This is a genomic window from Aeromonas lusitana (assembly GCF_002812985.1).
In the GTDB taxonomy this organism is placed as follows: Bacteria; Pseudomonadota; Gammaproteobacteria; order Enterobacterales; family Aeromonadaceae; genus Aeromonas; species Aeromonas lusitana.
Genome location: NZ_PGCP01000021.1, coordinates 1 through 21,891, shown reverse-complemented (window position 1 = coordinate 21,891; position 21,891 = coordinate 1). Strand labels below are relative to the sequence as shown.

Sequence of the window (21,891 nt, the reverse complement as noted above, 5' to 3'; positions counted from 1 at the left end):
GTTACTATGTTGCGCTGTTTAAGCCAAAGAACAACTAATTAGGGATTAAGGCTTTCTATGAGCGATCTGGCCAGAGAGATCACGCCGGTCAACATCGAAGAAGAGCTCAAGAGTTCCTATCTTGATTACGCCATGAGCGTGATCGTAGGACGAGCTCTGCCGGATGTGCGTGATGGCTTGAAACCGGTTCACCGCCGCGTTCTGTTTGCTATGAACGAGTTGGGGAACGACTGGAACAAGCCCTATAAAAAATCGGCCCGTGTGGTCGGTGACGTAATCGGTAAATATCACCCGCATGGCGATAGCGCCGTGTATGACACCATCGTCCGCATGGCGCAGGATTTCTCCATGCGCTACATGCTGGTCGATGGTCAGGGCAACTTCGGTTCAGTCGACGGCGACAGCGCCGCGGCGATGCGTTATACCGAAGTGCGGATGGCCCGCATCTCCCACGAGCTGCTGGCCGATCTGGACAAAGAGACCGTGGACTGGGTGCCGAACTATGACGGCACCGAGATGATCCCGGCGGTCATGCCTACCAAGGTTCCCAACCTGCTGGTCAACGGCTCCTCCGGTATCGCGGTGGGCATGGCGACCAACATTCCTCCTCATAACCTCACCGAGATAGTGAACGGTTGTCTGGCGTTGATCGAGAATGGTGATCTCACCATTGACGATCTGATGACCTATGTCACCGGGCCTGATTTCCCGACCGGTGCCATCATCAACGGTCGTTCCGGCATAGTGCAGGCGTACCGTACCGGTCGCGGCTCCATCTATGTGCGGGCCAAGGCCGAAGTGGAAGTGGACGAGAAGACGAGTCGCGAGACCATCATCGTTCACGAGATCCCCTATCAGGTGAACAAGGCGCGGCTGATCGAGAAGATCGCCGAGCTGGTGAAAGAGAAGAAGATCGAGGGCATCAGTGCCCTGCGTGATGAGTCTGATAAAGACGGCATGCGCATCGTTATCGAGATCAAGCGCGGCGAGTCCGGCGAGATTGTGCTGAACAATCTCTACAAGCACACCCAGATGCAGACCACGTTCGGCATCAACATGGTGGCGCTCGATAACAACCAGCCCAAGGTGATGAACCTTAAAGAGATCCTGGATGCCTTCCTGCTGCACCGCCGTGAGGTAGTGACCCGCAGGACCGTGTTCGAACTGCGCAAGGCGCGGGATCGGGCTCACATCCTGGAAGGCCTGGCGGTTGCGCTGGCCAACATCGACCCCATCATCGAGCTGATTCGTCACTCCGACACCCCGGCGGACGCCAAGGCCAAGCTGGTCGCCCGTGGCTGGGAGCTCGGCAACGTGGCCTCCATGCTGGAGAAAGCCGGCGATGACGCGGCCCGTCCCGAGTGGCTGGAGCCGGAATTCGGCATCCGCGAGGGTCACTACTACCTGACCGAGCAACAGGCCCAGGCCATCCTGGACCTGCGTCTGCACAAGCTGACCGGTCTGGAGCACGAGAAGATCCTGGAAGAGTACCAATCTCTGCTGGATCTGATTGCCGAGCTGCTGTTCATCCTGGCAAGCCCGGAACGGCTGATGGAAGTGATCCGCGATGAACTGCTGGCCGTGCGCGAGCAGTACGGCGACGAGCGTCGCACCGAGATCAACTTCTCCAGCATCGAGCTCAACACCAAGGATCTGATCACCCCGGAAGACGTGGTTGTCACCTTGTCTCACCAGGGCTATGTGAAGTACCAGCCGCTAACCGACTACGAGGCTCAGCGTCGTGGTGGCAAGGGCAAGTCGGCTACCCGGATCAAGGAAGAGGACTTCGTGGAGCGTCTGTTGGTGGCCAACACCCACGACACCATTTTGTGCTTCTCCACCCGTGGCAAGGTCTACTGGCTCGAGGTGTATCAGCTGCCGGAGGCGTCCCGTGGCGCCCGCGGTCGCCCGATCATCAACCTGTTGCCGCTGGAAGAGGGTGAGCGCATCACCGCCATCCTGCCGGTGAACGAGTACAGCGACGACAAGTACGTCTTCTTCGCCACCGCCGACGGTACCGTGAAGAAGACCAGCCTGTCTGCGTTCAGCCGTCCGCTCTCCTCCGGTATTCGTGCCATCAACCTCAAAGAGGGCGATGAGCTGATCGGGGTAGACATCACCGACGGCAGCAACGAGATCATGCTGTTCTCCGACGCGGGCAAGGTAGTTCGCTTCGCAGAAGGCAGCGGCCGCGCTGACGCGGATGCCAGCGACGACGTCGAGAACGATGACGACGCCGGCAACGACGATGACGGCAGCGACAACGGCGAAGGCAGCGAAACCAAGGGTGCCTTCAAGGGCGTGCGTCCCATGGGTCGTACCGCCGCCGGTGTGCGCGGTATCCGTTTGCCGAGCGGCAACAAGGTGGTCTCCCTCATCGTCCCCCGTGGCGAGGGCGCCATCCTGACCGCCACCGAGAACGGCTACGGCAAGCGCACCGCCCTTGACGAGTACCCGACCAAGAGCCGCGGTACACAGGGCGTCATCTCCATCAAGGTGGATGAGCGTAACGGCAAGGTGATCGATGCGATCCAGGTCGAGGATACCGACCAGATCATGCTGATCACCAATGGCGGCACCCTGGTGCGTACCCGCGTCGCCGAGGTGAGCATCATAGGTCGTAACACCGGCGGTGTGCGTCTGATCCGCACCGGTGAAGACGAGACAGTGGTCGGCCTGCAGCGCATCGCCGAGAGCGACGAGGAAGAGAACGACGTCGTGGCCATCGACGGTGAGCAGGCAGAAGGCGCAGACAATGCGCCAGATGCCGGTGCTGCCGATGCAGGCACCAGCGAAGAGGGTACGGCTGGCGACGAATAATCGCCGGGCTATCCCGACAGAAAGAGCGACCTCAGGGTCGCTCTTTTTTTACGCTATTTTCAGCGTCACTCTGGCGATTTTTCCTCTCCTGTTCGCTGCATTCACTTACCTGGTGGCATGAGTGTCTTTCAAGGCGGCATCAAGGTAGTCGTTAATGCTGTGAAAGCCTCCTGTATCGTGGCTCGCTGACAGGGTCGGCGCTGTCGGTGCCCATCGCGGATTCCCCGTTTCATCAAGGGATCATGCCGCCGTCATCCCACTGTCACAGGGGCGGGGCAAGCTGCCCTCATCGACGGGCCGTTCCGGCGTGTCTGTCGTTACCTGCCAACAATCTGCCGATACGCAGCCAAAGGAGCATCATATGACCAGCTGGATAATGTGGGAGATCTGGTGGAGCCGGATGTGGGGAGACGCCTCCCCAGAGAGACAGGGAACCGGGCTTGGGGAAGAGGAGGTGGCCCATGAGCCATCGCGCCTGCCGGTGGAGCTGATAGCCCAGGGCAAGCCGGCGCGGCCCTATCCGCCGAGGCCAAGAGGCTAACGACGCTGATTGCCGTCCGCCCTGCATCCATCGCAACACTCTTCACGACGCCCTGGGACAGGCATCCCTGCTTCAGGGCGGATAGCGCGGGGCCGACTCCGTTGAACATGGCCCCGCCGCCTATTCTCGGTGTGGTTTCTAGATCAGGCGTCCCTGCTCGTTGAAATGAGTGATGCGGGTCAGTCTGAGCCGAATATATCGCCCATGGTGCCCATTACTACCTATTAGTGCTGCCTTGTCACAGGCGTACGAAGGGCAGGGGTGACGGACGCGGAGCTAGGCTCTGTTGAACAGGGCTCCTGCTGCACACCCTTCCATTTCTGCACGATCTTGGCGCAGTAGTAACTGTTGGCAGTGGCGGAACTGGAGTGGATCCAGGCTCCGATGAATGGGGTGCATCTATCGCTCCCTCTTGGCCGCCGTCACGACTCATTGAGATGGGTGATGCGGGCAGCTTGAGTCGAATATATCACCCATAGTGCCCATTACTACCCATTAGTGCAGCCTAGTCACAGGCGCATAAAGGGCAGGAGTGGCTGACGTGGGCCGGTTCGGTTGAACACGGCAACCAACTGCGCATCCATCACGCTTTCCTTACGCCCTCCTCGCAACCCTGAAGCAGTCGTAACTGCTTATTGGGGCGAATAAAGCCGATCAGGTTTTGTCGAATACGGATTGTGCCGCTCACCGTGCATCCTTGGCTCAGCCCTAAAACAGCCGCAATTGCTCGTTGGGACGGATAAAACTGGCGGTGTTGAGCGCAATATGGCGCTTGCCGAGCGAAAGGCGCCTGCTGATTAGTCGGAAACGCTGGGCCAGCAAGTCCGCAAACTGGCCCTCGCCGCGCATGCGGGTGCCGAAGGCGGTATTGAGGTTGCCGCCCCGGCTGGCCCGCAGCTGGTTCAAGACAGCCTCCTTCTGCCCAGGGTAGTGTTCGTCCAGCCAGTCGCTAAACAGGGTCGTCAACTCATGGGGCAGGCGCAGCAGTATGTAGTCGGCGCAGCCGGCGCCCGCCTGTACCGCCGACTTGATGATCTGCTCGAGCTCGGGTTCATTGAGGCGCGGGATCATGGGAGCGGCCAGCACCCCGACCGGCACCCCGGCCCCGGCCAGCTTCTCTACAACCTTCAATCGCCCGGCTCCGGTGCTGGCCCTGGGCTCCAGCTGTCGCCTCAAGGTCTCATTGAGGGTGGTGACCGACACCATCACCTGACAGAGATTCTCCCGGGCGAGCTCCCTCAGCAAGTCGAGGTCGCGCAATATCATGGCGCTCTTGGTGATGATCCCCACCGGGTGGCGGTGGGCCAGCATCACCTCCAGCAGCTCGCGGGTGAGGCGATAGTGTTGCTCTATGGGTTGGTAAGGGTCTGTGTTGGCGCCGAGCACTATGGTCTGGGGCTGGTAGCTCGGCTTGGCAAACTCCCGGCGCAGCAGGGCGACGGCATTGAGCTTGGCAAACAGCTTGGTCTCGAAATCCAGCCCCGGCGAGAGCTCCAGGTAGGCATGGCTGGGCCTGGCGTAACAGTAGATGCAGCCGTGCTCACAGCCCTGATAGGGATTGATGGAGCGGCCAAAGGGCACGTCCGGCGACAGGTTGTGGCTGATGATGCTCTTGGCTTCGATCTCGCGTACCTGGGTCTGGGGCGCCTGAGATTGAAACGCGGCTTCCCACTCCTGCGCCTGCCAGCCATCGTCGACGGCCTCTACCTGCGGGCCGCTGAATCTATGATCGACATTGTGACTGCTGCCTCGTCCTGCCATACCCTGCACCAATACTGTTCATATATACAGTATTGTGGCGGGGGGCCCGACAAACTGCAAGTCCGGTCGTCCACCTTGGATAAAACTGCATCGCAAATGAATCTCCTGCTTGATCTGTTGCTACATTTCGTTTACATAGACGAAATGAGAACTGGATCACGGAAATCATCATGCAACCCACTACCGCGCGTTGGCTCTTTGTCGCCGTCCTTGGCCTGGTCATCTGGCGCCTGATCCCGCTCTCCACCGAGCAGGAGCTGGCGGCGGCGAACCGGGCCTGGCGGGTCGGTCACTTCGAGCAGGCGACCCGCATCTGGCAGCCGTTGGCCGAGCAGGGGCAAGCCAGGGCCCAGGCCCTAATGGGGTGGAGCCATGAGCTGGGGCAGGGGAGCGAGCAGGATCTGGCCCAGGCTTTAGTGCTCTATCGTCAGTCCGCCGAGGCGGGGGACGCCTTCGGCCAATACCGGCTCGGGGAGCTCTATCTGCGCGGGGTCGGGGTGCCGCGGGATCTGCGTATCGCATTTCAGTGGATGGACAAGGCGGCCCGCAACGGCGACGTGCCCGCCATGCTGAAGGTGGGTGTGCTGCACCTGATGGGGGTCAATGGCCGGGTGGAGATGGTCGAGGCCAAGCAGTGGCTCTATCAGGCCTCGCAAAAGGGCAACAAGCTGGCGCTCAGGGTGTTGCAGGAGCTGGCGCTGGCGCAAGAGGGGCGCAGCGAGTTTGATTTCAACTGGCAGCCCCTGCTGGGGGGCGCCTGAGTCGCGACCCGTTTGGCTGTAGAAAATCTCATCAAAGTCAATACAGGGCTGCCTGCTTCTGGTAGCATGGTGCGGTTTTGGCTTGGCTGGTCACGTTAAGCAGGCTGTTTGCGTCACGGGCCGTCTCTGCAAAGTGCTGCGGAGAACCAAAACATCACCTTTTTTTGAATTACTCTTTCCATCCCGCATGTGGCCTTTGGTACGGGTCACCACTGTATAAGGAAACTTCTCATGCCAATCATTACTCTGCCTGACGGCAGCCAACGTCAATTTGCCCATGCCGTTTCTGTCATGGACGTCGCCGCGGACATAGGTCCGGGCCTCGCCAAGGCGTGCATTGCCGGTCGGGTAAACGGTGAACTGGTGGATGCCTGCGAGCTGATCGAATCCGACGCTTCGCTGGCCATCATCACCGCCAAAGACGAAGAGGGTCTGGATATCCTGCGCCACTCCTGCGCGCACCTGCTGGGTCATGCCATCAAGCAGCTCTGGCCCCAGACCAAGATGGCCATAGGTCCTGTCATCGACAACGGTTTCTACTATGACATCGATCTCGATCGCACCCTGACCGACGAGGATCTGGCTGCCCTGGAAGAGCGCATGCTGGCGCTGGCCGCCAAGGATTACGACGTCATCAAGAAGAAGGTCTCCTGGCAGGAGGCGCGCGATGTGTTCGAAGCCCGTGGCGAGTCCTACAAGGTCGAGATCCTGGATCAGAACATTGCCCGTGATGACCAGCCTGGTCTGTATCATCACGAAGAGTACGTCGACATGTGTCGCGGCCCCCACGTGCCGAACATGCGTCACTGCCATCACTTCAAGTTGCAGAAGATGTCCGGTGCCTACTGGCGCGGCGACTCCAACAACAAGATGCTGCAGCGCATCTATGGCACCGCCTGGGCTGACAAGAAGCAGCTCAAGTCTTACCTGCAGCGTCTGGAAGAGGCCGCCAAGCGCGATCACCGCAAGATTGGCAAGCAGCTCGATCTCTATCACATGCAGGAAGAAGCCCCCGGCATGGTGTTCTGGCACAACGACGGCTGGACCATCTTCCGTGAGCTGGAGACCTTCATCCGCGGCAAGCTCAAGGAGTACGACTATCAGGAGGTGAAAGGCCCCTTCATGATGGATCGCGTGCTGTGGGAGCGTTCAGGCCACTGGGAGAAATACGCCCAGGCCATGTTCACCACCCAGTCCGAGAACCGCGAGTACGCCATCAAGCCGATGAACTGCCCGGGTCACGTGCAGATCTTCAACCAGGGTCTGAAGTCCTACCGCGATCTGCCACTGCGCATGGCCGAATTCGGCTCCTGCCACCGCAACGAGCCGTCCGGCTCCCTGCATGGCCTGATGCGGGTGCGCGGCTTCACTCAGGATGATGCCCACATCTTCTGTACCGAAGAACAGGTGATGGAAGAAGTGTCGGCCTGTATCCGCATGGTCTACGACGTCTACGGTACCTTCGGCTTCGAGAACATCGTGGTCAAGCTGTCCACCCGTCCCGAGCAGCGTATCGGCTCCGATGAAGCCTGGGATCGCGCCGAGGCCGCCCTGGCCGAAGCCCTGGTGCTGAACGGCCTGAAGTACGATCTGCAGCCGGGTGAGGGCGCCTTCTACGGTCCCAAGATTGAATTTACCCTGCACGATTGTCTTGATCGTGCGTGGCAGTGTGGTACCGTGCAGCTCGATTTTGCCTTGCCGGGCCGTCTTGGCGCCACTTATGTGGGCGAAGACAACGAACGTCACGTTCCCGTGATGATTCACAGAGCCATCCTGGGTTCCCTCGAGCGTTTCATCGGTATCCTGACCGAAGAGTACGCCGGGCTGTTCCCGACCTGGCTGGCACCGACTCAGGCCGTGGTCATGAATATCACGGACAATCAGGCCGATTATGCGGTGAAAGTAGCCAAAGCATTGAATGATGCGGGCCTTCGCGCAAAAGCGGACTTGAGAAATGAGAAGATTGGCTTTAAAATCCGCGAGCATACTTTGAAGCGAGTACCCTTCATGCTGGTCTGCGGCGATAAAGAAGTAGAAGCCGGCAAGATTGCAGTACGGACTCGTAAAGGGGCTGACCTGGGCTCTTATCCTGTTGAAGAGCTGATTGCTCTGTTGACCCAGGAAGTTCAGACCCGCGGACAAAAGAAAGTGGAGGAATAAGCTATAAAAGGCGGAAAAAAACTGGGCAAGCAACCGCAAGCCCGCGCTCACCGGATCAATGAAGAGATCCGTCTGAAAGAAGTTCGTCTGACCGGTTTGGATGGTGAAGCCATTGGCATCGTCTCCATCCAAGATGCTCTGAACTTGGCCCTTGAGGCCGGAGTGGATCTGGTCGAGATCAGTCCCAACGCTGAGCCGCCCGTTTGCCGGATCATGGATTACGGCAAATTCCTCTACGAAAAGAGCAAGACCACTAAAGAACAGAAGAAAAAGCAGAAAGTCGTCCAGGTCAAGGAAATCAAATTCCGTCCTGGCACTGACGAAGGCGACTATCAGGTAAAACTACGCAACCTGGTTCGCTTTCTGGAAGACGGGGACAAGGCTAAGGTCACCCTGCGCTTCCGTGGTCGTGAAATGGCCCACCAGGATCTTGGTATCAAGGTACTGGAGCGAGTCAAAAACGATCTGGAAGAGTTGGCCGTAGTCGAATCGTTCCCGAAAGTCGAAGGCCGTCAAGCTGTGATGGTCCTCGCACCTAAGAAGAAATCTTAAGGCCCACAAGAAATTGACTCATGGGCTCGTCCCATGAGTCGGTTCGCCTTGCGATTTTGTTGTCACTCACAATGCGGAGTATGAAATGCCGAAGATGAAAACCAACCGGGGTGCTGCAAAGCGCTTCAAGAAGACTGGCTCCGGCCGCTTCAAGTGCAAGCATAACCACCTGCGTCACATCCTGACCAAGAAGAGCAGCAAACGTAAGCGTAAGCTGGGACCGAAGTTCATGGTTTCTGCTGCTGACCACAAACGTGTTGTCGCTTGTCTGCCGTACGCTTAAGGGGGGATGTGAAAAATGCCAAGAGTTAAACGTGGTGTGACCGCTCGCGCTCGTCACAAGAAAGTAATGAAAGCCGCCAAGGGTTACTACGGCGCCCGTTCCCGTGTCTACCGCGTAGCGGTACAAGCGGTAACCAAAGCTGGTCAGTATGCCTACCGTGACCGTCGCCAGAAGAAGCGTCAGTTCCGTCAACTGTGGATCGCGCGTATCAACGCTGCTGCCCGTCAGAACGGTCTGTCCTACAGCCGTCTGATCAACGGTCTGAAGAAGGCTTCTATCGAGATCGATCGCAAGATCCTGTCCGATATCGCCGTTCACGACAAGCTGGCTTTCACCGCCCTGGTTGAAAAAGCTAAAGCAGCTCTGGTTTAATCCGGTTCTGTTATGAAAGATAAAAGGAGGCCTAGGCCTCCTTTTTTGTTTTTGTGCCGTTTCGTTTTTGACATGACTCATCATGGGGTGACAACAATTGTCGCGGCCGGTGAGCAAAGCGACGCCGTTTTCTATCTCTTTGTTGCGCAACGATTAACCGCTTGACCATCGCCCCTGTGGCTGCCTCGTCATCTTTCCCTTATTGCCCCGTCTCTTCTCGCTCCCCGTCAGCACTGGCCTCGGGCTAGTGTCATCCCCTCGTTCTCGATTATTTCCTCATGCTCATGAGATCGTCAGCTACCCTTTACGCTGTACATATAGCAACCCATTGTATTTATTGTGTAAAAGCTTGATTAGGGCTCGCTATCAAGAGAGTCTCTATGGGTTGTGTGTTTGTAATGAAAAGAGAAAGTCCGTTTACAACAGGGAGAGAACATGAAATCGATGCACAGGAAAATCAAACCCGTCTTCGTCAAGCTGATGCTGGCCGGTCTGGTGACCAGCTTGTCTGTTCCGAGCTTTGCCGCAGACGATCTGCGCAAGGATGCCGCCGCCGCAACCCAGGCGGCCAATGACCAACTGCTCAAGCAGTTACCCTTCGCAGACAAGACAGATTTCGAGAATGCCAACAAGGGCTTCATCGCGGCCTTGCCGCCGGCCCCCATCAAGGGCGAAGCGGGCAACCTCATCTGGGATCCGCAGAAATACGGCTTCATCAAGGAAGGGGAGAAGGCCCCCGCTACCGTCAACCCCAGCCTGTGGCGCCAGGCACAGCTAATCAACATCAGCGGCCTGTTCAAGGTAACGGACGGTATCTATCAGATCCGTAACCTGGATCTCTCCAACATGACCATCATAGAGGGCAAGGAGGGCATCACCCTCGTCGATCCTCTGGTGTCGGCGGAAACCGCCAAGATTGGCCTGGATCTCTACTACAAGCATCAGGGCAAGAAGCCGGTCAAGGCCGTCATCTATACCCACAGTCACGTTGACCACTATGGTGGCGTGCGCGGCGTGGTCGATGAGGCCGATGTGAAGGCCGGCAAGGTGAAGATCTATGCACCGGAAGGCTTCATGGAAGCCGCGGTCGCCGAGAACATCATGGCGGGTAACGTCATGAGTCGCCGTGCCAGCTACATGTATGGCAACCTGCTGCCGGCCGACGAGAAGGGCCAGGTCGGCGCAGGCCTCGGCACCACCACCTCGGCGGGGACTGTCACCCTGATAGCGCCCACCGACATCATCACCAAGACCGGCCAGAAAGAGGTCATCGACGGGCTGACCTATGAGTTCATGATGGCGCCTGGCTCGGAAGCACCGTCCGAGATGCTGTGGTACATAGAGGAGAAGAAGGCCATCTCCGCCGCCGAAGATGCGACCCACACACTGCACAACACTTACTCACTGCGCGGCGCCAAGATCCGCGAGCCGCTGCCCTGGTCCAAGTACCTGAACCAGGCGCTCTCCATGTGGGGCGACAAGGCCGAGGTCATGTTTGCCCAGCACCACTGGCCAACCTGGGGCAACAAGGAAGTCACCACCTTGCTCAAGTCCCAACGCGACCTCTATCGCTACATAAACGATGAGACCCTGCGTCTGGCCAACATGGGTTACACCCGGGACGAGATCGCCGAGCAGTTCAAGCTGCCGGATACCCTGGCCAACACCTGGGCCAACCGCGGCTACTACGGCTCCATCAGCCACAACGTGAAGGCCACCTATGTGCTCTACCTGGGCTGGTTTGACGGCAACCCGGCGACCCTGAACGAGCTGACCCCGACCGAGTCGGCCAAGAAGTATGTGGAGTTCATGGGCGGTGCCGACGAGGTGCTGAAAAAAGCCAAGGCCTCCTATGACAAGGGCGAGTATCGCTGGGTCGCTCAGGTGGTCAAACATGTGGTGTTCGCCGATCCGAGCAACAAGGCGGCCAAGGAGCTGGAAGCCGATGCCCTCGAGCAGATGGGCTATCAGGCCGAGTCCGGCCCGTGGCGCAACTTCTACCTGACCGGTGCCAAGGAGCTGCGCAGCGGCGTGACCCAGCTGCCGACCCCGAACACGGCGAGCCCGGACACGGTGCGCGCCATGTCGCTCGACATGTTCTTCGACTACCTGGCGGTGCGCCTGAACGGACCCAAGTCCGGGGATGCCAAGGCGGTGCTGAACTTCGACTTCGGCGATACCGGTGGCAAGTACAAGGTGGAGCTGGAGAACGGGGTGCTGAACCACACGGCCAATGCCGAGGCCAGCAACGCCGACACCACGATCGCGCTGTCGCGGGATACCCTGAACAACCTGATCTTGAAGCAAACCACCCTGGAGAAGGCCGTTGCGGCGGGGGATGTGAAGATCACCGGCAGCAGCGACAAGCTCAAGGAAGTGCTGGGTTATCTCGACAACTTCGAGTTCTGGTTCAACATAGTGACCCCCTGATAGCGGGGCGCACCGGCGCCACTTCAGACATAAAAAGGGCGTGGTCAAAGACCACGCCCTTTTTATGTCTCGGAGAAAGCTGTTACGGGTGAGCGCAGGGGCTCGCGTCCTTAGCGCCCCTGGGTGGCGCTGGCAATCAGGTTGCTCACCTCGTCGGCCTTTGACACCAGGGAGGCGTGGCTGGCGGCCAGGGTGATGATCTGGCGAGGTTGCATTCTTGCCGCCATCCTCTGCTGATTTTCAGGGTTTATCATGCGATCTTCACTGGAGATCTGATACCAGCTTGGTTTTTTCTTCCAGGCCGGTGCCTGGACCTCGTTGCCAAAGGTCGAGCCCAGCGGCGCCTTCTGGCAGATGGCCATCAGCTGCGCCTCAAGTGGGGTCAGGTCCTGGCAGAAGCTGGCGTGAAACTCGCTTTGCTTGATCCAGAGATAGCCGTCGCTGTCGGGGGCTATGCTGGCAATGGCAACGGGTGGATGCACCTGGGTGATGCCCCCCGCGCTCTCGCCTGCGTCAGGGGCGAAGGCGGCGATGTAGACCAGGCCGACGACGTTGGGCATGTCGCCCATCTCGCTGATGACGGCGCCACCGTAAGAGTGGCCGACCAGCAGCACGGGACCGGCGTGCTGCGCCACCATCTTGCGCACCCGCTCCGCATCCTCAGCGAGGGAGGTGAGGGGCAGCTCCACCGCCTGCAACTGGGTGAATCCTTTTTGCAGCAGCCGGGTGATCACCGGGTGCCAGTGGGCGGCGCCCCCCCAGAAGCCGTGTACCAGAACTATCTTGGGTTGTTCGTTCATCGCTCGTCTCTCCTCATGGTGGCCGGCCCAGTGGGCGCATGGCAGTGATCCAGTATAGCGAGGCTGATGGGCCATCAGGCCCGCTCAGCCAGTCTGCACCTTATCACCCCGGCCGGCAGGGGGCGAAGAGATCCAGCTCGCGCCGATAGACACGGGTCGTCACGTCCCAGATCCCGAGCAGGGAGGGAAAGAGGTTGTCGTGAGAGAAGCGCTTCGCACTGGCGCTCTCGCGCAGGCAATCGAAATCCACTTGTTTTTGCTGGATAAACCCCGTCGACAGCCAAAGCTGGAGCGGCACACGGGTCTGCTCATCGGGGGCGAAGCGGTAGGGAGTGCCGTGTAGATAGAGCCCCATCTCGCCAAGGGACTCCCCGTGATCGGAGACATAGAGCAGCGCAGTCTGGTAGTCGCTGTCATGGTGCTGCAGCCGGGCTATCAGCTCGGCTATCACATGGTCTGTGTAGTGGATGCTGTTGTCATAGGTGTTGATCAGCGCCTCGTTGCTGCAGTTTTCGATGTCACTGCGCCGGCAATCGGGCAGGAAGACCCGATGGGCATCGGGATAGCGCTGGTAGTAGGCGGGACCATGGCTGCCGATGAGGTGAAAGATCACCAGCTTGTCTCCCTGCATCCGGCCTATCTCCTCTTCGAGCCCCTGCAGCAGCACCTCGTCATGGCAGGTCTCGCCATCGCAGAATGCGGGGTGCTCCTTGGGGCTCACCTCCATGTTGGGGACGCGATCGCAAACCCCCTTGCAGCCGCCGTCGTTCTCCTTCCAGAAGATGGCGACCCCGCTCTTTTGCAGCACATCCAGCAGATCATCCCGATGGCGCGCCAGATTGCTGTCAAAGCCGCTGCGGCCGAGATTAGAGAACATGCAGGGCAGCGAGATGGCGGTGGCGGTGCCGCAGGAGTGGACGTCCGTGAAGGAGATAAGGTTGCCTATCTGACTTGTGAAGGGGTTGGTCTGCCTGTGATAGCCGTTCATGGAGAAGTTCTTGCCGCGGGCCGTCTCGCCTATCACCAGGAACATCAGGGTGGGCTTGCCCGCGGTTTGGGTGCGAACGGCATCCTCTCCCAGTCTGGTATAGAGGATGGGCTCGGCAAGATAGCGCTGATGGAGATACTTGCCGGTGCCGTAGAGGGCACTGATCGGAACTATCTCCCGGTTCAGATCCCGGTTGTTGCGCCCGACGGAGGCGTAATCCTTGTAGTAAAGTCCGGCGACCAGGGCCAGCACGGCCAGGGAGGCCAGCATGGACAAGAGGCGGGGCAGAATGCCTCTGTACCAGGGGCTTGCATAGTCAATCTTGATAAAAAACAGCAAGAGGGCAGGCAGTATGCCGGTGAAGAACACCCAACTTATCATGGTCGGGCTCAGGTAGGCGCCAGCCTCGCTCTGGTTGGTCTCGAAGATGTTCTGGATCATCTCCTGATCAAACAGCACCCGGTATTTCAGCATGGCGACGCTGACGATGGCGCCGGCGATAAACAGGAAGGCAAAGCAGGGCTTGAACAGGTAGCGCAGGGACAGGGGCATGAACACCAGGTTCAGCGCCGCCACCAGCACGATGGGAATGGAGAAGGCAAACCCAGGTTTGACGTGCTCGAGCTTACTCAGAATATGGTAAAGGTGCAGCAAGACGGGCCAGTTGAGCAGGGCGGTAAAGCAAAGCGCCAGCAAGAAGACGAGGGGAACGGGTCTGATGGTGAAGATGGTTGGCATGATGCGTCCCTCCGTGGCCCAAACCGGGAGGCGGCAAGGGTGCCATCGCCGCCCCTAGTCGCCGCTCGTCCTCCTCCGTGAGGTGCCGAACAGCGCCCTTTGTCTCTCTCCTTGATTATTGGTGACGCCCACCGGGATGGTTCAAAAAAGTTCTCTGGCAGGAAGAGGGCGGTGATATAGAGGAGTCAGGGACAGAGCTTGCCTAGTCGCGCCCCTCTGTCGGCCAGACCCTTGGGCGGCGCCTTGGGGGCCTCGTCAGACAGGGCAGACAAGTAGGAAAACAGAATAGAAAGCGCATCTCCCTTGGCCATAAGGGGGTAAGATGCTGTGGCCAGCTGGCTCCCCGCCCTGGCGGATAGCCGGTTTGGGCAAGGCATCAGTAGAGGAAGCGTCCGTGCTGAAAGAAAACTTCAATGATCTCCAGCTGTTTCTGGCGGTGGCGAAAGAGCGCAGTTTCACCCGGGCCGCCGGCAAGCTGGGGGTCTCCCAATCCGCCCTGAGTCATGCCATCAAGGGGCTGGAGGGGCGGTTGAATATCCGGTTATTGACCCGTACCACACGCAGTGTGGCGCCGACAGAGGCTGGCGAGAGGATAATCGACTGCCTCGAGCCCCGCCTGGCGGATCTCGAACAGGCCCTCGGGGACATCCTACAGATGAACGGTCAGGACGCCGGGAACCTGCGCCTCTCCGCCGGTGAGCACGCGGTGCGCAGCCTGCTGTGGCCCAAGCTCAAGCCGTTTCTCAAGGCCTATCCGCAGATCAACGTAGAGTTGGTGGTCGACAACGGCCTGGTCGACATCGTCGCCGGGCGTTTCGATGGGGGCGTGCGGCTGGGGGAGAGCGTCGACAAGGACATGGTGGCGGTGCGGATCGGGCCGGACATGCGCATGGTGGTGGTGGGCTCTCCCGCCTATCTGGCCAGCCGGGGCACGCCCCAGACCCCCCATGAGCTGCAGCAGCATTGCTGCATCAACATGCGCCTGCCCACCGCCGGTGGCCTCTATCACTGGGAGTTTGAACGTAACGGCAAGCCGCTGCGGGTGCGGGTCGAGGGGCAACTGACCCTCAACCTGCTCAGTGAGCGGATCGATGCCGCCGCCGCTGGCCTTGGGCTCGCCTGCGTACCGGAAGACATGGTGCAGGCTGCGCTGACGGCGGGTACCCTGGTGCAGGTGCTGGACGACTGGTGCCCGACCTTCGTCGGCTATTACCTCTACTATCCGAGCCGCAAGCAGCACCCGCCCGCCTTCGTGCGGCTGATTGAGGCGCTGCGCCACCAGGAGTAAGGGGTTAAAGAGAGTCGGGGATTAAAGGGGAGGGCCGACGAGTATCGTCAGCCCTTCTTGTCTCTCTATCAACGCCCCACCCGGGCCTGCAGCGCGGTGGGATAGCGATCCCCGACGATCTGCACCCGGGCGAGCGCGCTGGCTATCTGCTCAAGCTCCGCTGGCGTTAGCCCGAGCTGGGCCGCACCCAGGTTCTCATCGAGCCGAGGCAGCTTGGTGGTGCCCGGGATGGGCACTATCCAGGGTTGCTGTGCCAGCAGCCAGGCGAGGGCTACCTGGGCCGGGGTGACCCCTCGTTGCGTGGCCAGCTCCGTCAGCAGCGCCGCCAACTGGGTGTTGGCCGCCAATGCCTCGGCGGCGAAGCGGGGCACCTTGCTTCGAAAATCATCCGCGCCAAAGCGGGTATCCGCCTTGATGGCGCCGGTCAAAAAGCCTTTGCCGAGCGGACTGAAGGGCACAAAACCTATCCCGAGCTCCGCCAGCAGGGGCAATATCTCCCGCTCAGGTTCTCGCCACCAGAGGGAATATTCGCTCTGCAGCGCCGTCACCGGCTGTACTGCATGGGCGCGCCTGATGGTCCGGGCGCCCGCCTCCGACAGACCGAAGTGCTTGACCTTGCCCTCGGCAATCAGGTCTTTCACCGTGCCAGCCACCTCTTCAATCGGCACCTCGGGATCGACGCGGTGCTGGTAGAGCAGATCGATGACGTCTGTCTGCAGCCGGCGCAGGGATCCCTCGACCGCCGCCCGGATCTGCTCGGGACGGCTGTTGAGTAGTTGTTGCTGGTTGTCGGCGCCGAAGGTGAAGCCGAACTTGGTGGCGATCACCACCTTGTCCCGCACCGGTTTGAGGGCTTCGCCCACCAGTTCTTCATTGAGATAGGGGCCATACACCTCGGCGGTGTCGAACAGGGTCACGCCGCGATCGACGGCGGCGCGAATAAGGGCTATGGCCTGACCGCGATCGGTGGCCGGGCCATAGCCGTGGCTCAGCCCCATGCAGCCAAGGCCGAGGGCACTGACACGCAGGCCGGATTGGCCAAGCAGACGGGTTTGCATCATGGAACTCCTCTTCGGATTCAGTGGATTCAATAAGGCGATATCAGACGTCGAGCCGGCGGCCGGTCAGCCACTCCACCCTGGCCGGATCCCGGTGGGAGAAGAAGGCGCTGGTGCCGGTATCCAGGGCGCTTATCTGCAGCATCTCCGCGTCGCTCAAGGCAAAATCCTGCACATCGAGGTTTTCCACCATGCGCGCCTTGCGCACCGTCTTGGCAAGGGAGGGGATACCGCGCTGCAACAGCCAGCGCAGCACCACTTGACCCACGCTCTTGCCGTGCCGCTCGCCGATGGCGCTGAGCAGGGGATGCTGGAACAGACCGTTACGCCCCTCGGCAAAGGGAGCCCAGGCCTGGGGCACTATGGCGCGGCTCTGCATCCAGGCTACCGGGTGCAGCTGCTGGTGGAAGGGGTTGACCTCTACCTGGTTGACCGCGGGGGGCTCCTGGTTGAAGGCGATGAGGTCTGTCAGCCGATCCGGGTGGAAGTTACTCACCCCGATGGCGCGGCACTTGCCAGCTCGATAGAGCTCCTCCATGGCGCGCCAGGCGCCGTGCACATCCCCATAGGGCTGGTGGATGAGGTAGAGATCCACATAGTCCAGTTGCAGCCGGTTCAAGGAGCGCTCGAACTGGGCCTTGGCCCCCTCGTAACTGGCGTCCTGCAACCACAGCTTGGTGGTGACAAACAGCTCGCCGCGCGCGATCCCGCTCTGGCGGATGCCGTTGCCCACCTGGGTTTCATTCTGATAGGAAGCCGCGGTATCGATGAGACGGTAGCCGGCCGCGATGGCATCAACCACGGCCTGCTCGCACTCGGCCGCCTCCGCCATCTGAAAGACCCCGAACCCCTGCAGGGGCATGACGACCCCGTTATTCAGACTGATTGTTTGCATGCCTTTCTCCTCATCTGTGCTGTGCCTGCAGCATAACCCAGTGCAATTCAGCGGATTAGATGGCGCAATCCGCTAGGCTTTATCGCTCTGGCTCATCAATCGGCGTAATTCCGTTCGGTGATAGGGTCTATATGCGACCCTTTCTTCGGAGCAGCTCTGGTGGTGACTCAAAGGGGGCGTCGCCAGCAAGGGCGGGCGCTGCATGGGTGAAATGGCAGGGCGCAACAGGGGAGAGGAGGGGACTGGGGCCGATAAGCGAGGGCGTAGGATCTTGATGACTTGGCCCATCATATTGATTTGGCACTATATTCTATATCGATATGCGGCCAGGCTTGAGCCGGAGGGCGTGGGAGCTCGCTATCTTATCCTCGGCGGCCAATCGGTTGCCTTGTCATAACAAAATGATTTCTCGGGAGAAAAGCCCACCTTAACTATGGTCAGCCAAGGGGCTTTTTTTGTATTATCCCCCTCTTGACCTTATTTAGCCTAACAGGCTCCTGTTCCGGGAGTGGTGACGAGGAAGACATGCAACAGCTTGAAGAAGTAGTCGGCCAGGCCAAGGCCGAAATTGAGGGCGTCAACGACGTTGCGACCCTCGACGAGATCCGGGTCAAATATCTGGGTAAAAAAGGCTTTTTTACCGAGCAGATGAAGACCCTCGGGGCCTTGTCCGCCGAAGAGCGTCCCGCCGCGGGCGCCGTGATCAACCAGGCAAAGCAGCAGGTTCAGGATGCCCTGAACGCGCGTCGCGATGAGCTGGCCGCCCAGGAGCTGAACCAGAAGCTGGCCGCCGAGACCATCGACATCAGCCTGCCGGGCCGTCGCATCGAAAACGGTGGTCTGCACCCGGTAACCCGCACCATAGAGCGCATCGAGCGCCTGTTTGGCGAGATGGGTTTCAAAGTGGAGCGCGGTCCCGAAATCGAAGACGGTTTCCACAACTTCGATGCCCTGAACATCCCGGCCCATCACCCGGCCCGGACCGATCACGACACCTTCTACTTCAACCCGGACCTGATGCTGCGTACCCACACCTCGGGTGTGCAGATCCGCACCATGGAGCATCAGCAGCCGCCCATTCGCATCATAGCGCCGGGCCGCGTCTATCGTAACGACTACGACATGACCCACACCCCCATGTTCCACCAGGTCGAAGGCCTGCTGGTAGACGAACATGCCAGCTTTACCGAGCTGAAGGGGATCTTGCACGACTTCCTGCGCAATTACTTCGAGGAAGATCTCACCATCCGTTTCCGTCCCTCCTATTTCCCGTTCACCGAGCCGAGCGCCGAAGTGGACGTGATGGGGAAGAACGGCAAGTGGCTGGAAGTGTTGGGCTGCGGCATGGTGCATCCGAACGTGCTGCGTTCGGTCGGCATCGATCCGGAAAAATATTCCGGCTTTGCCTTCGGCATGGGCGTTGAGCGCCTGACCATGCTGCGTTACGGGGTCAACGACCTGCGTGCCTTCTTCGAAAACGACCTGCGCTTCCTCAAGCAGTTCAAGTAAGGGCGAGAGAACATGAAATTCAGTAAATCCTGGGTGATGGAGTGGGTCCGCACCGAGTTGAGTGATAACGCACTGGCCGAACAGATCACCATGGCTGGTCTGGAAGTCGACGCCATCGAGGCGGTTGCCGGTCAGTTCAACAATGTGGTGGTCGGTGAAGTGGTCGAGTGTGCCCAGCACCCGGACGCCGACAAGCTGCGGGTGACCAAGGTCAATGTGGGCGAAGCCGAACTGCTGGACATCGTCTGCGGCGCGCCGAACTGCCGCACCGGTTTGAAAGTGTGTGTGGCCAAGGTGGGCGCGACCCTGCCGGGTGACTTCACCATCAAGAAAGCCAAGCTGCGCGGCCAGCCGTCTCACGGCATGCTCTGCTCCTTCAGCGAGCTCGGTATCGAGGTGGAAGCGGACGGCATCATAGAGCTGCCAGCCGATGCCCCCATCGGCACCGATATCCGTGACTACCTGAACCTGAGCGACGTCGCCATCGACGTGGACTTGACTCCGAACCGCGCCGATTGCCTCGGCATAGCGGGTCTTGCCCGCGAGATTGGCGTACTCAACAGCGCCGACGTGGTCGAGCCAAGCTGGGCACCTGCCCCGGCCACCATAGACGCGACCTTCCCGATCCGGGTCGAGGCACCGGCAGACTGCCCGCGCTACCTCGGCCGCGTCATCAAGGGACTGAACCTGCACGCCATGAGCCCGCTCTGGATGCAAGAGAAGCTGCGCCGTGGCGGCATTCGCTCCATCGACGCCATCGTCGACATCACCAACTTCCTGATGCTGGAATACGGTCAACCGATGCACGCCTTCGATCTGGCGACCCTCGAGGGTGAGCTGGTGGTGCGCCGCGCCAAGGCCGATGAGCCCATGACCCTGCTGGACGGCAACGAGGTCAAGCTCAAAGAGACCACCTTGGTTATCGCCGACGCCAAAGGCCCTGCCTGCATGGCCGGCATCTTCGGCGGTGAGCGCACCGGCGTCTCCACCGAGACCACCGACGTGCTGCTGGAGTGCGCCTTCTTCGCGCCGCTCTCCATCACAGGCCGTGCCCGTACCTATGGCCTGCACACCGACTCCTCCCACCGCTTCGAGCGGGGCGTGGATCCCGAGCTGCAAGCCAAGGTGATGGACCGTGCCACCCGTCTGCTGCTGGATATCTGCGGCGGCGAAGCGGGTCCTGTCATCGAGGTCAAATCCGACGCCCATCTGCCCAAGGCGGCCCCCATCAAGCTGCGCCGTACCAAGCTCGATAAGGTGATCGGCATCAGCGTGGGCGATGCCCAGGTGCTGGAGATCCTGACTCGCCTCGGCATGCAGGTGACCGTTGAGGCCGATGGCTGGACCGCGCTGGCCCCGTCCTGGCGTTTCGATATCGCCATCGAGGAAGACCTCATCGAGGAAGTGGCCCGCATCTACGGCTACAACAACATCCCGAACCTGAAACCGGCGGCCTCCTTGGCCATGGTCGAGCAGGCGGAAGGTCAGGTGACCCTCAAGCGGGTGCGCGATCTGCTGGTGGACCGTGGCTTCCAGGAAGCCATCACCTACAGCTTCGTGGATCCCAAGAGCCAGCAACTGCTCTACCCGCAAAGCGACGCCATAGTGCTGCCAAACCCCATCTCGGTCGAGATGTCCGCCATGCGGGTGTCGCTCTTCCCGGGTCTGGTGCAGGCCGTGGTCTACAACCAGAACCGTCAACAGGGTCGTGTGCGTCTGTTCGAGCAGGGCCTGCGCTTCATCAAGGACGCGAGTGCCGAGAACGGCATCCGTCAGGAGCCCATGCTGGCCGGCATCATCACCGGCAACCAGAGCGACGAGCACTGGGACATCAAGAGCCGTGGCAGCGACTTCTTTGATCTGAAAGGGGATCTGGAAGCCGTGCTGGATCTCACCGCCGAAGGGGCCAGCTTCAGCTTCGAGCGCACCGAGCACAGTGCCCTGCACCCGGGCCAGAGCGCGGCTATCCTGCGCAATGGCGTGGTCATCGGCCATATCGGTGTCATCCACCCGAGCCTCGAGAAGAAGCTGGGTCTCAAGACCCGTGCCATCATGTTCGAGCTGGAGTTGAACAAGCTGATCCCTGCCAAGGTGCCGGTTGCGGCCGAAGTGTCTCGCTTCCCGGCGAACCGCCGTGACATCGCCGTGGTGGTCGATAGTCAAGTTCTGGCCGGTGACGTCCTGGCAGTAATTAAAAAAGTTGGCGGAAATCAGTTAGTTGGAATAAACTTGTTCGACGTATACCAGGGAGCTGGTATGGCAGAGGACAAGAAGAGCCTGGCCATCAGTCTTGTTCTGCAAGACACCCAGCGCACCCTGGAGGAGAAAGAGATTGCCGAGACCGTAGACAATGTCGTGCGAGCCCTCGGTGAAGAGTTGAATGCATCCTTGAGGGATTGATCTATGGCGCTTACCAAAGCCGACATTGCAGAGCACCTGTTCACCCAGCTCGGGATGAGCAAGCGTGAAGCCAAAGACATGGTGGAAGCCTTCTTTGAGGAAATCAGACAGGCGCTCGAGCGCGGTGAACAAGTCAAGATTTCAGGCTTCGGTAACTTCGATCTTCGTGAGAAGAACCAGCGTCCCGGACGTAACCCCAAGACGGGCGAAGATATTCCCATCAGCGCCCGCCGAGTGGTGACCTTCCGGCCTGGTCAGAAGCTCAAGGCCAGGGTAGAAAATGTTGAACCCAACGAGTGATAAAAAGCCAGGCAAATGCCTGGCTTTTCCGTTTCGATGACCAAGACTCTCCTCCTGCTTGGCGCCTTGCTGGGGTTGTCCCAGCACGCCGCCGCCTTACCCCTGTCGCCTGCTACCCAGGCGTACGCCGATTCGCTGACCCAGCTGACCTTCTGCTACCCGAGCCTGCAACGGCCCCCTTATCTGGAAGACAAGGGCGGTCTGCTCATCGATCAGATGACGCGCCTCGCCCGCC

Annotated in this window: 18 protein-coding genes; 13 read left to right on the top strand and 5 right to left on the bottom strand. The window is 60.0% G+C overall.

Features of this window, described 5'->3' with window-relative positions; translation table 11 throughout:
- Window positions 1-57: 57 nt before the first annotated feature.
- Together gyrA and CUC44_RS13710 are read left to right on the top strand one after the other, a co-directional pair.
- Window positions 58-2,820: a DNA topoisomerase (ATP-hydrolyzing) subunit A gene (gyrA, locus tag CUC44_RS13715; protein ID WP_100860483.1), complete on the top strand. Its 2,763-nt coding sequence runs from the start codon at window positions 58-60 to the stop codon at window positions 2,818-2,820.
- Between the two features lie 361 nt (window positions 2,821-3,181).
- Complete coding sequence (locus tag CUC44_RS13710; protein WP_100860482.1) at window positions 3,182-3,361, top strand: hypothetical protein; 180 nt, start codon at window positions 3,182-3,184, stop codon at window positions 3,359-3,361.
- 708 nt (window positions 3,362-4,069) lie between these two features.
- Here the strand turns inward: CUC44_RS13710 and CUC44_RS13705 are convergent.
- On the bottom strand, window positions 4,070-5,122 hold the full coding sequence (locus CUC44_RS13705; RefSeq protein WP_100860539.1) for a PA0069 family radical SAM protein: 1,053 nt from the start codon (window positions 5,120-5,122) through the stop codon (window positions 4,070-4,072).
- Between the two features lie 170 nt (window positions 5,123-5,292).
- Between CUC44_RS13705 and CUC44_RS13700 the strand changes: the two genes are divergently transcribed.
- From CUC44_RS13700 to CUC44_RS13675, 6 genes are all read left to right on the top strand, one after another.
- A complete protein-coding gene (locus CUC44_RS13700) occupies window positions 5,293-5,883 on the top strand; it encodes a tetratricopeptide repeat protein (RefSeq protein ID WP_100860481.1) in 591 nt (196 codons plus the stop codon).
- Window positions 5,884-6,114: 231 nt separating this feature from the next.
- Window positions 6,115-8,043, top strand: coding sequence for a threonine--tRNA ligase (gene thrS / locus CUC44_RS13695; protein WP_100860480.1), 1,929 nt, complete (start codon window positions 6,115-6,117; stop codon window positions 8,041-8,043).
- A gap of 3 nt (window positions 8,044-8,046) precedes the next feature.
- Window positions 8,047-8,595, top strand: coding sequence for a translation initiation factor IF-3 (gene infC, locus CUC44_RS13690; protein WP_042638200.1), 549 nt, complete (start codon window positions 8,047-8,049; stop codon window positions 8,593-8,595).
- Between the two features lie 85 nt (window positions 8,596-8,680).
- On the top strand, window positions 8,681-8,878 hold the full coding sequence (gene rpmI / locus CUC44_RS13685; protein ID WP_005315535.1) for a 50S ribosomal protein L35: 198 nt from the start codon (window positions 8,681-8,683) through the stop codon (window positions 8,876-8,878).
- Window positions 8,879-8,893: 15 nt separating this feature from the next.
- Window positions 8,894-9,250, top strand: coding sequence for a 50S ribosomal protein L20 (gene rplT / locus CUC44_RS13680; protein ID WP_005300683.1), 357 nt, complete (start codon window positions 8,894-8,896; stop codon window positions 9,248-9,250).
- A 435-nt stretch (window positions 9,251-9,685) separates the two neighbouring features.
- Window positions 9,686-11,680: an alkyl/aryl-sulfatase gene (locus tag CUC44_RS13675; RefSeq protein ID WP_244166788.1), complete on the top strand. Its 1,995-nt coding sequence runs from the start codon at window positions 9,686-9,688 to the stop codon at window positions 11,678-11,680.
- A 110-nt stretch (window positions 11,681-11,790) separates the two neighbouring features.
- On the opposite strand, the gene CUC44_RS13670 is transcribed toward CUC44_RS13675, so the two are convergent.
- Both CUC44_RS13670 and CUC44_RS13665 read right to left on the bottom strand, forming a co-directional pair.
- Window positions 11,791-12,480 (bottom strand): alpha/beta hydrolase, encoded by a 690-nt coding sequence (locus CUC44_RS13670; RefSeq protein WP_100860479.1) that lies wholly within the window; start codon window positions 12,478-12,480, stop codon window positions 11,791-11,793.
- Between the two features lie 103 nt (window positions 12,481-12,583).
- Window positions 12,584-14,206, bottom strand: a complete 1,623-nt coding sequence (locus tag CUC44_RS13665; RefSeq protein WP_100860478.1) for a phosphoethanolamine transferase — start codon at window positions 14,204-14,206, stop codon at window positions 12,584-12,586.
- Between the two features lie 394 nt (window positions 14,207-14,600).
- Here CUC44_RS13665 and CUC44_RS13660 point away from each other — a divergent pair, with 394 nt between their 5' ends.
- Window positions 14,601-15,494, top strand: a complete 894-nt coding sequence (locus CUC44_RS13660) for a LysR family transcriptional regulator (protein WP_100860477.1) — start codon at window positions 14,601-14,603, stop codon at window positions 15,492-15,494.
- 68 nt (window positions 15,495-15,562) lie between these two features.
- Here CUC44_RS13660 and CUC44_RS13655 read toward each other — a convergent pair whose 3' ends face one another.
- Both CUC44_RS13655 and CUC44_RS13650 read right to left on the bottom strand, forming a co-directional pair.
- Window positions 15,563-16,552: an aldo/keto reductase gene (locus tag CUC44_RS13655; RefSeq protein ID WP_100860476.1), complete on the bottom strand. Its 990-nt coding sequence runs from the start codon at window positions 16,550-16,552 to the stop codon at window positions 15,563-15,565.
- A 43-nt stretch (window positions 16,553-16,595) separates the two neighbouring features.
- Window positions 16,596-17,447 carry an aldo/keto reductase gene (locus CUC44_RS13650; protein WP_100860475.1) on the bottom strand — a complete coding sequence of 284 codons (852 nt, stop codon included), beginning with the start codon at window positions 17,445-17,447 and terminating at the stop codon, window positions 16,596-16,598.
- Window positions 17,448-17,972: 525 nt separating this feature from the next.
- Here CUC44_RS13650 and pheS point away from each other — a divergent pair.
- From pheS to CUC44_RS13625, 4 genes are all read left to right on the top strand, one after another.
- A complete protein-coding gene (gene pheS / locus CUC44_RS13640) occupies window positions 17,973-18,956 on the top strand; it encodes a phenylalanine--tRNA ligase subunit alpha (protein ID WP_050717100.1) in 984 nt (327 codons plus the stop codon).
- A gap of 12 nt (window positions 18,957-18,968) precedes the next feature.
- On the top strand, window positions 18,969-21,356 hold the full coding sequence (gene pheT, locus CUC44_RS13635) for a phenylalanine--tRNA ligase subunit beta (RefSeq protein WP_100860473.1): 2,388 nt from the start codon (window positions 18,969-18,971) through the stop codon (window positions 21,354-21,356).
- 3 nt (window positions 21,357-21,359) lie between these two features.
- A complete protein-coding gene (gene ihfA, locus CUC44_RS13630; RefSeq protein WP_005300715.1) occupies window positions 21,360-21,656 on the top strand; it encodes an integration host factor subunit alpha in 297 nt (98 codons plus the stop codon).
- A 36-nt stretch (window positions 21,657-21,692) separates the two neighbouring features.
- Window positions 21,693-21,891 (top strand): hypothetical protein (locus tag CUC44_RS13625; RefSeq protein WP_157812790.1); only part of this gene is annotated, 199 nt, incomplete at its 3' end.

Coding starts and splice junctions, on each gene's coding strand:
- gyrA (WP_100860483.1), top strand. CDS start 58: ATGAGCGATCTGGCCAGAGAGATCACGCCGGTCAACATCGAAGAAGAG.
- CUC44_RS13710 (WP_100860482.1), top strand. CDS start 3,182: ATGACCAGCTGGATAATGTGGGAGATCTGGTGGAGCCGGATGTGGGGA.
- CUC44_RS13705 (WP_100860539.1), bottom strand. CDS start 5,122: ATGGCAGGACGAGGCAGCAGTCACAATGTCGATCATAGATTCAGCGGC.
- CUC44_RS13700 (WP_100860481.1), top strand. CDS start 5,293: ATGCAACCCACTACCGCGCGTTGGCTCTTTGTCGCCGTCCTTGGCCTG.
- thrS (WP_100860480.1), top strand. CDS start 6,115: ATGCCAATCATTACTCTGCCTGACGGCAGCCAACGTCAATTTGCCCAT.
- rpmI (WP_005315535.1), top strand. CDS start 8,681: ATGCCGAAGATGAAAACCAACCGGGGTGCTGCAAAGCGCTTCAAGAAG.
- rplT (WP_005300683.1), top strand. CDS start 8,894: ATGCCAAGAGTTAAACGTGGTGTGACCGCTCGCGCTCGTCACAAGAAA.
- CUC44_RS13675 (WP_244166788.1), top strand. CDS start 9,686: ATGAAATCGATGCACAGGAAAATCAAACCCGTCTTCGTCAAGCTGATG.
- CUC44_RS13670 (WP_100860479.1), bottom strand. CDS start 12,480: ATGAACGAACAACCCAAGATAGTTCTGGTACACGGCTTCTGGGGGGGC.
- CUC44_RS13665 (WP_100860478.1), bottom strand. CDS start 14,206: ATGCCAACCATCTTCACCATCAGACCCGTTCCCCTCGTCTTCTTGCTG.
- CUC44_RS13655 (WP_100860476.1), bottom strand. CDS start 16,552: ATGCAAACCCGTCTGCTTGGCCAATCCGGCCTGCGTGTCAGTGCCCTC.
- CUC44_RS13650 (WP_100860475.1), bottom strand. CDS start 17,447: ATGCAAACAATCAGTCTGAATAACGGGGTCGTCATGCCCCTGCAGGGG.
- pheS (WP_050717100.1), top strand. CDS start 17,973: ATGCAACAGCTTGAAGAAGTAGTCGGCCAGGCCAAGGCCGAAATTGAG.
- pheT (WP_100860473.1), top strand. CDS start 18,969: ATGAAATTCAGTAAATCCTGGGTGATGGAGTGGGTCCGCACCGAGTTG.
- ihfA (WP_005300715.1), top strand. CDS start 21,360: ATGGCGCTTACCAAAGCCGACATTGCAGAGCACCTGTTCACCCAGCTC.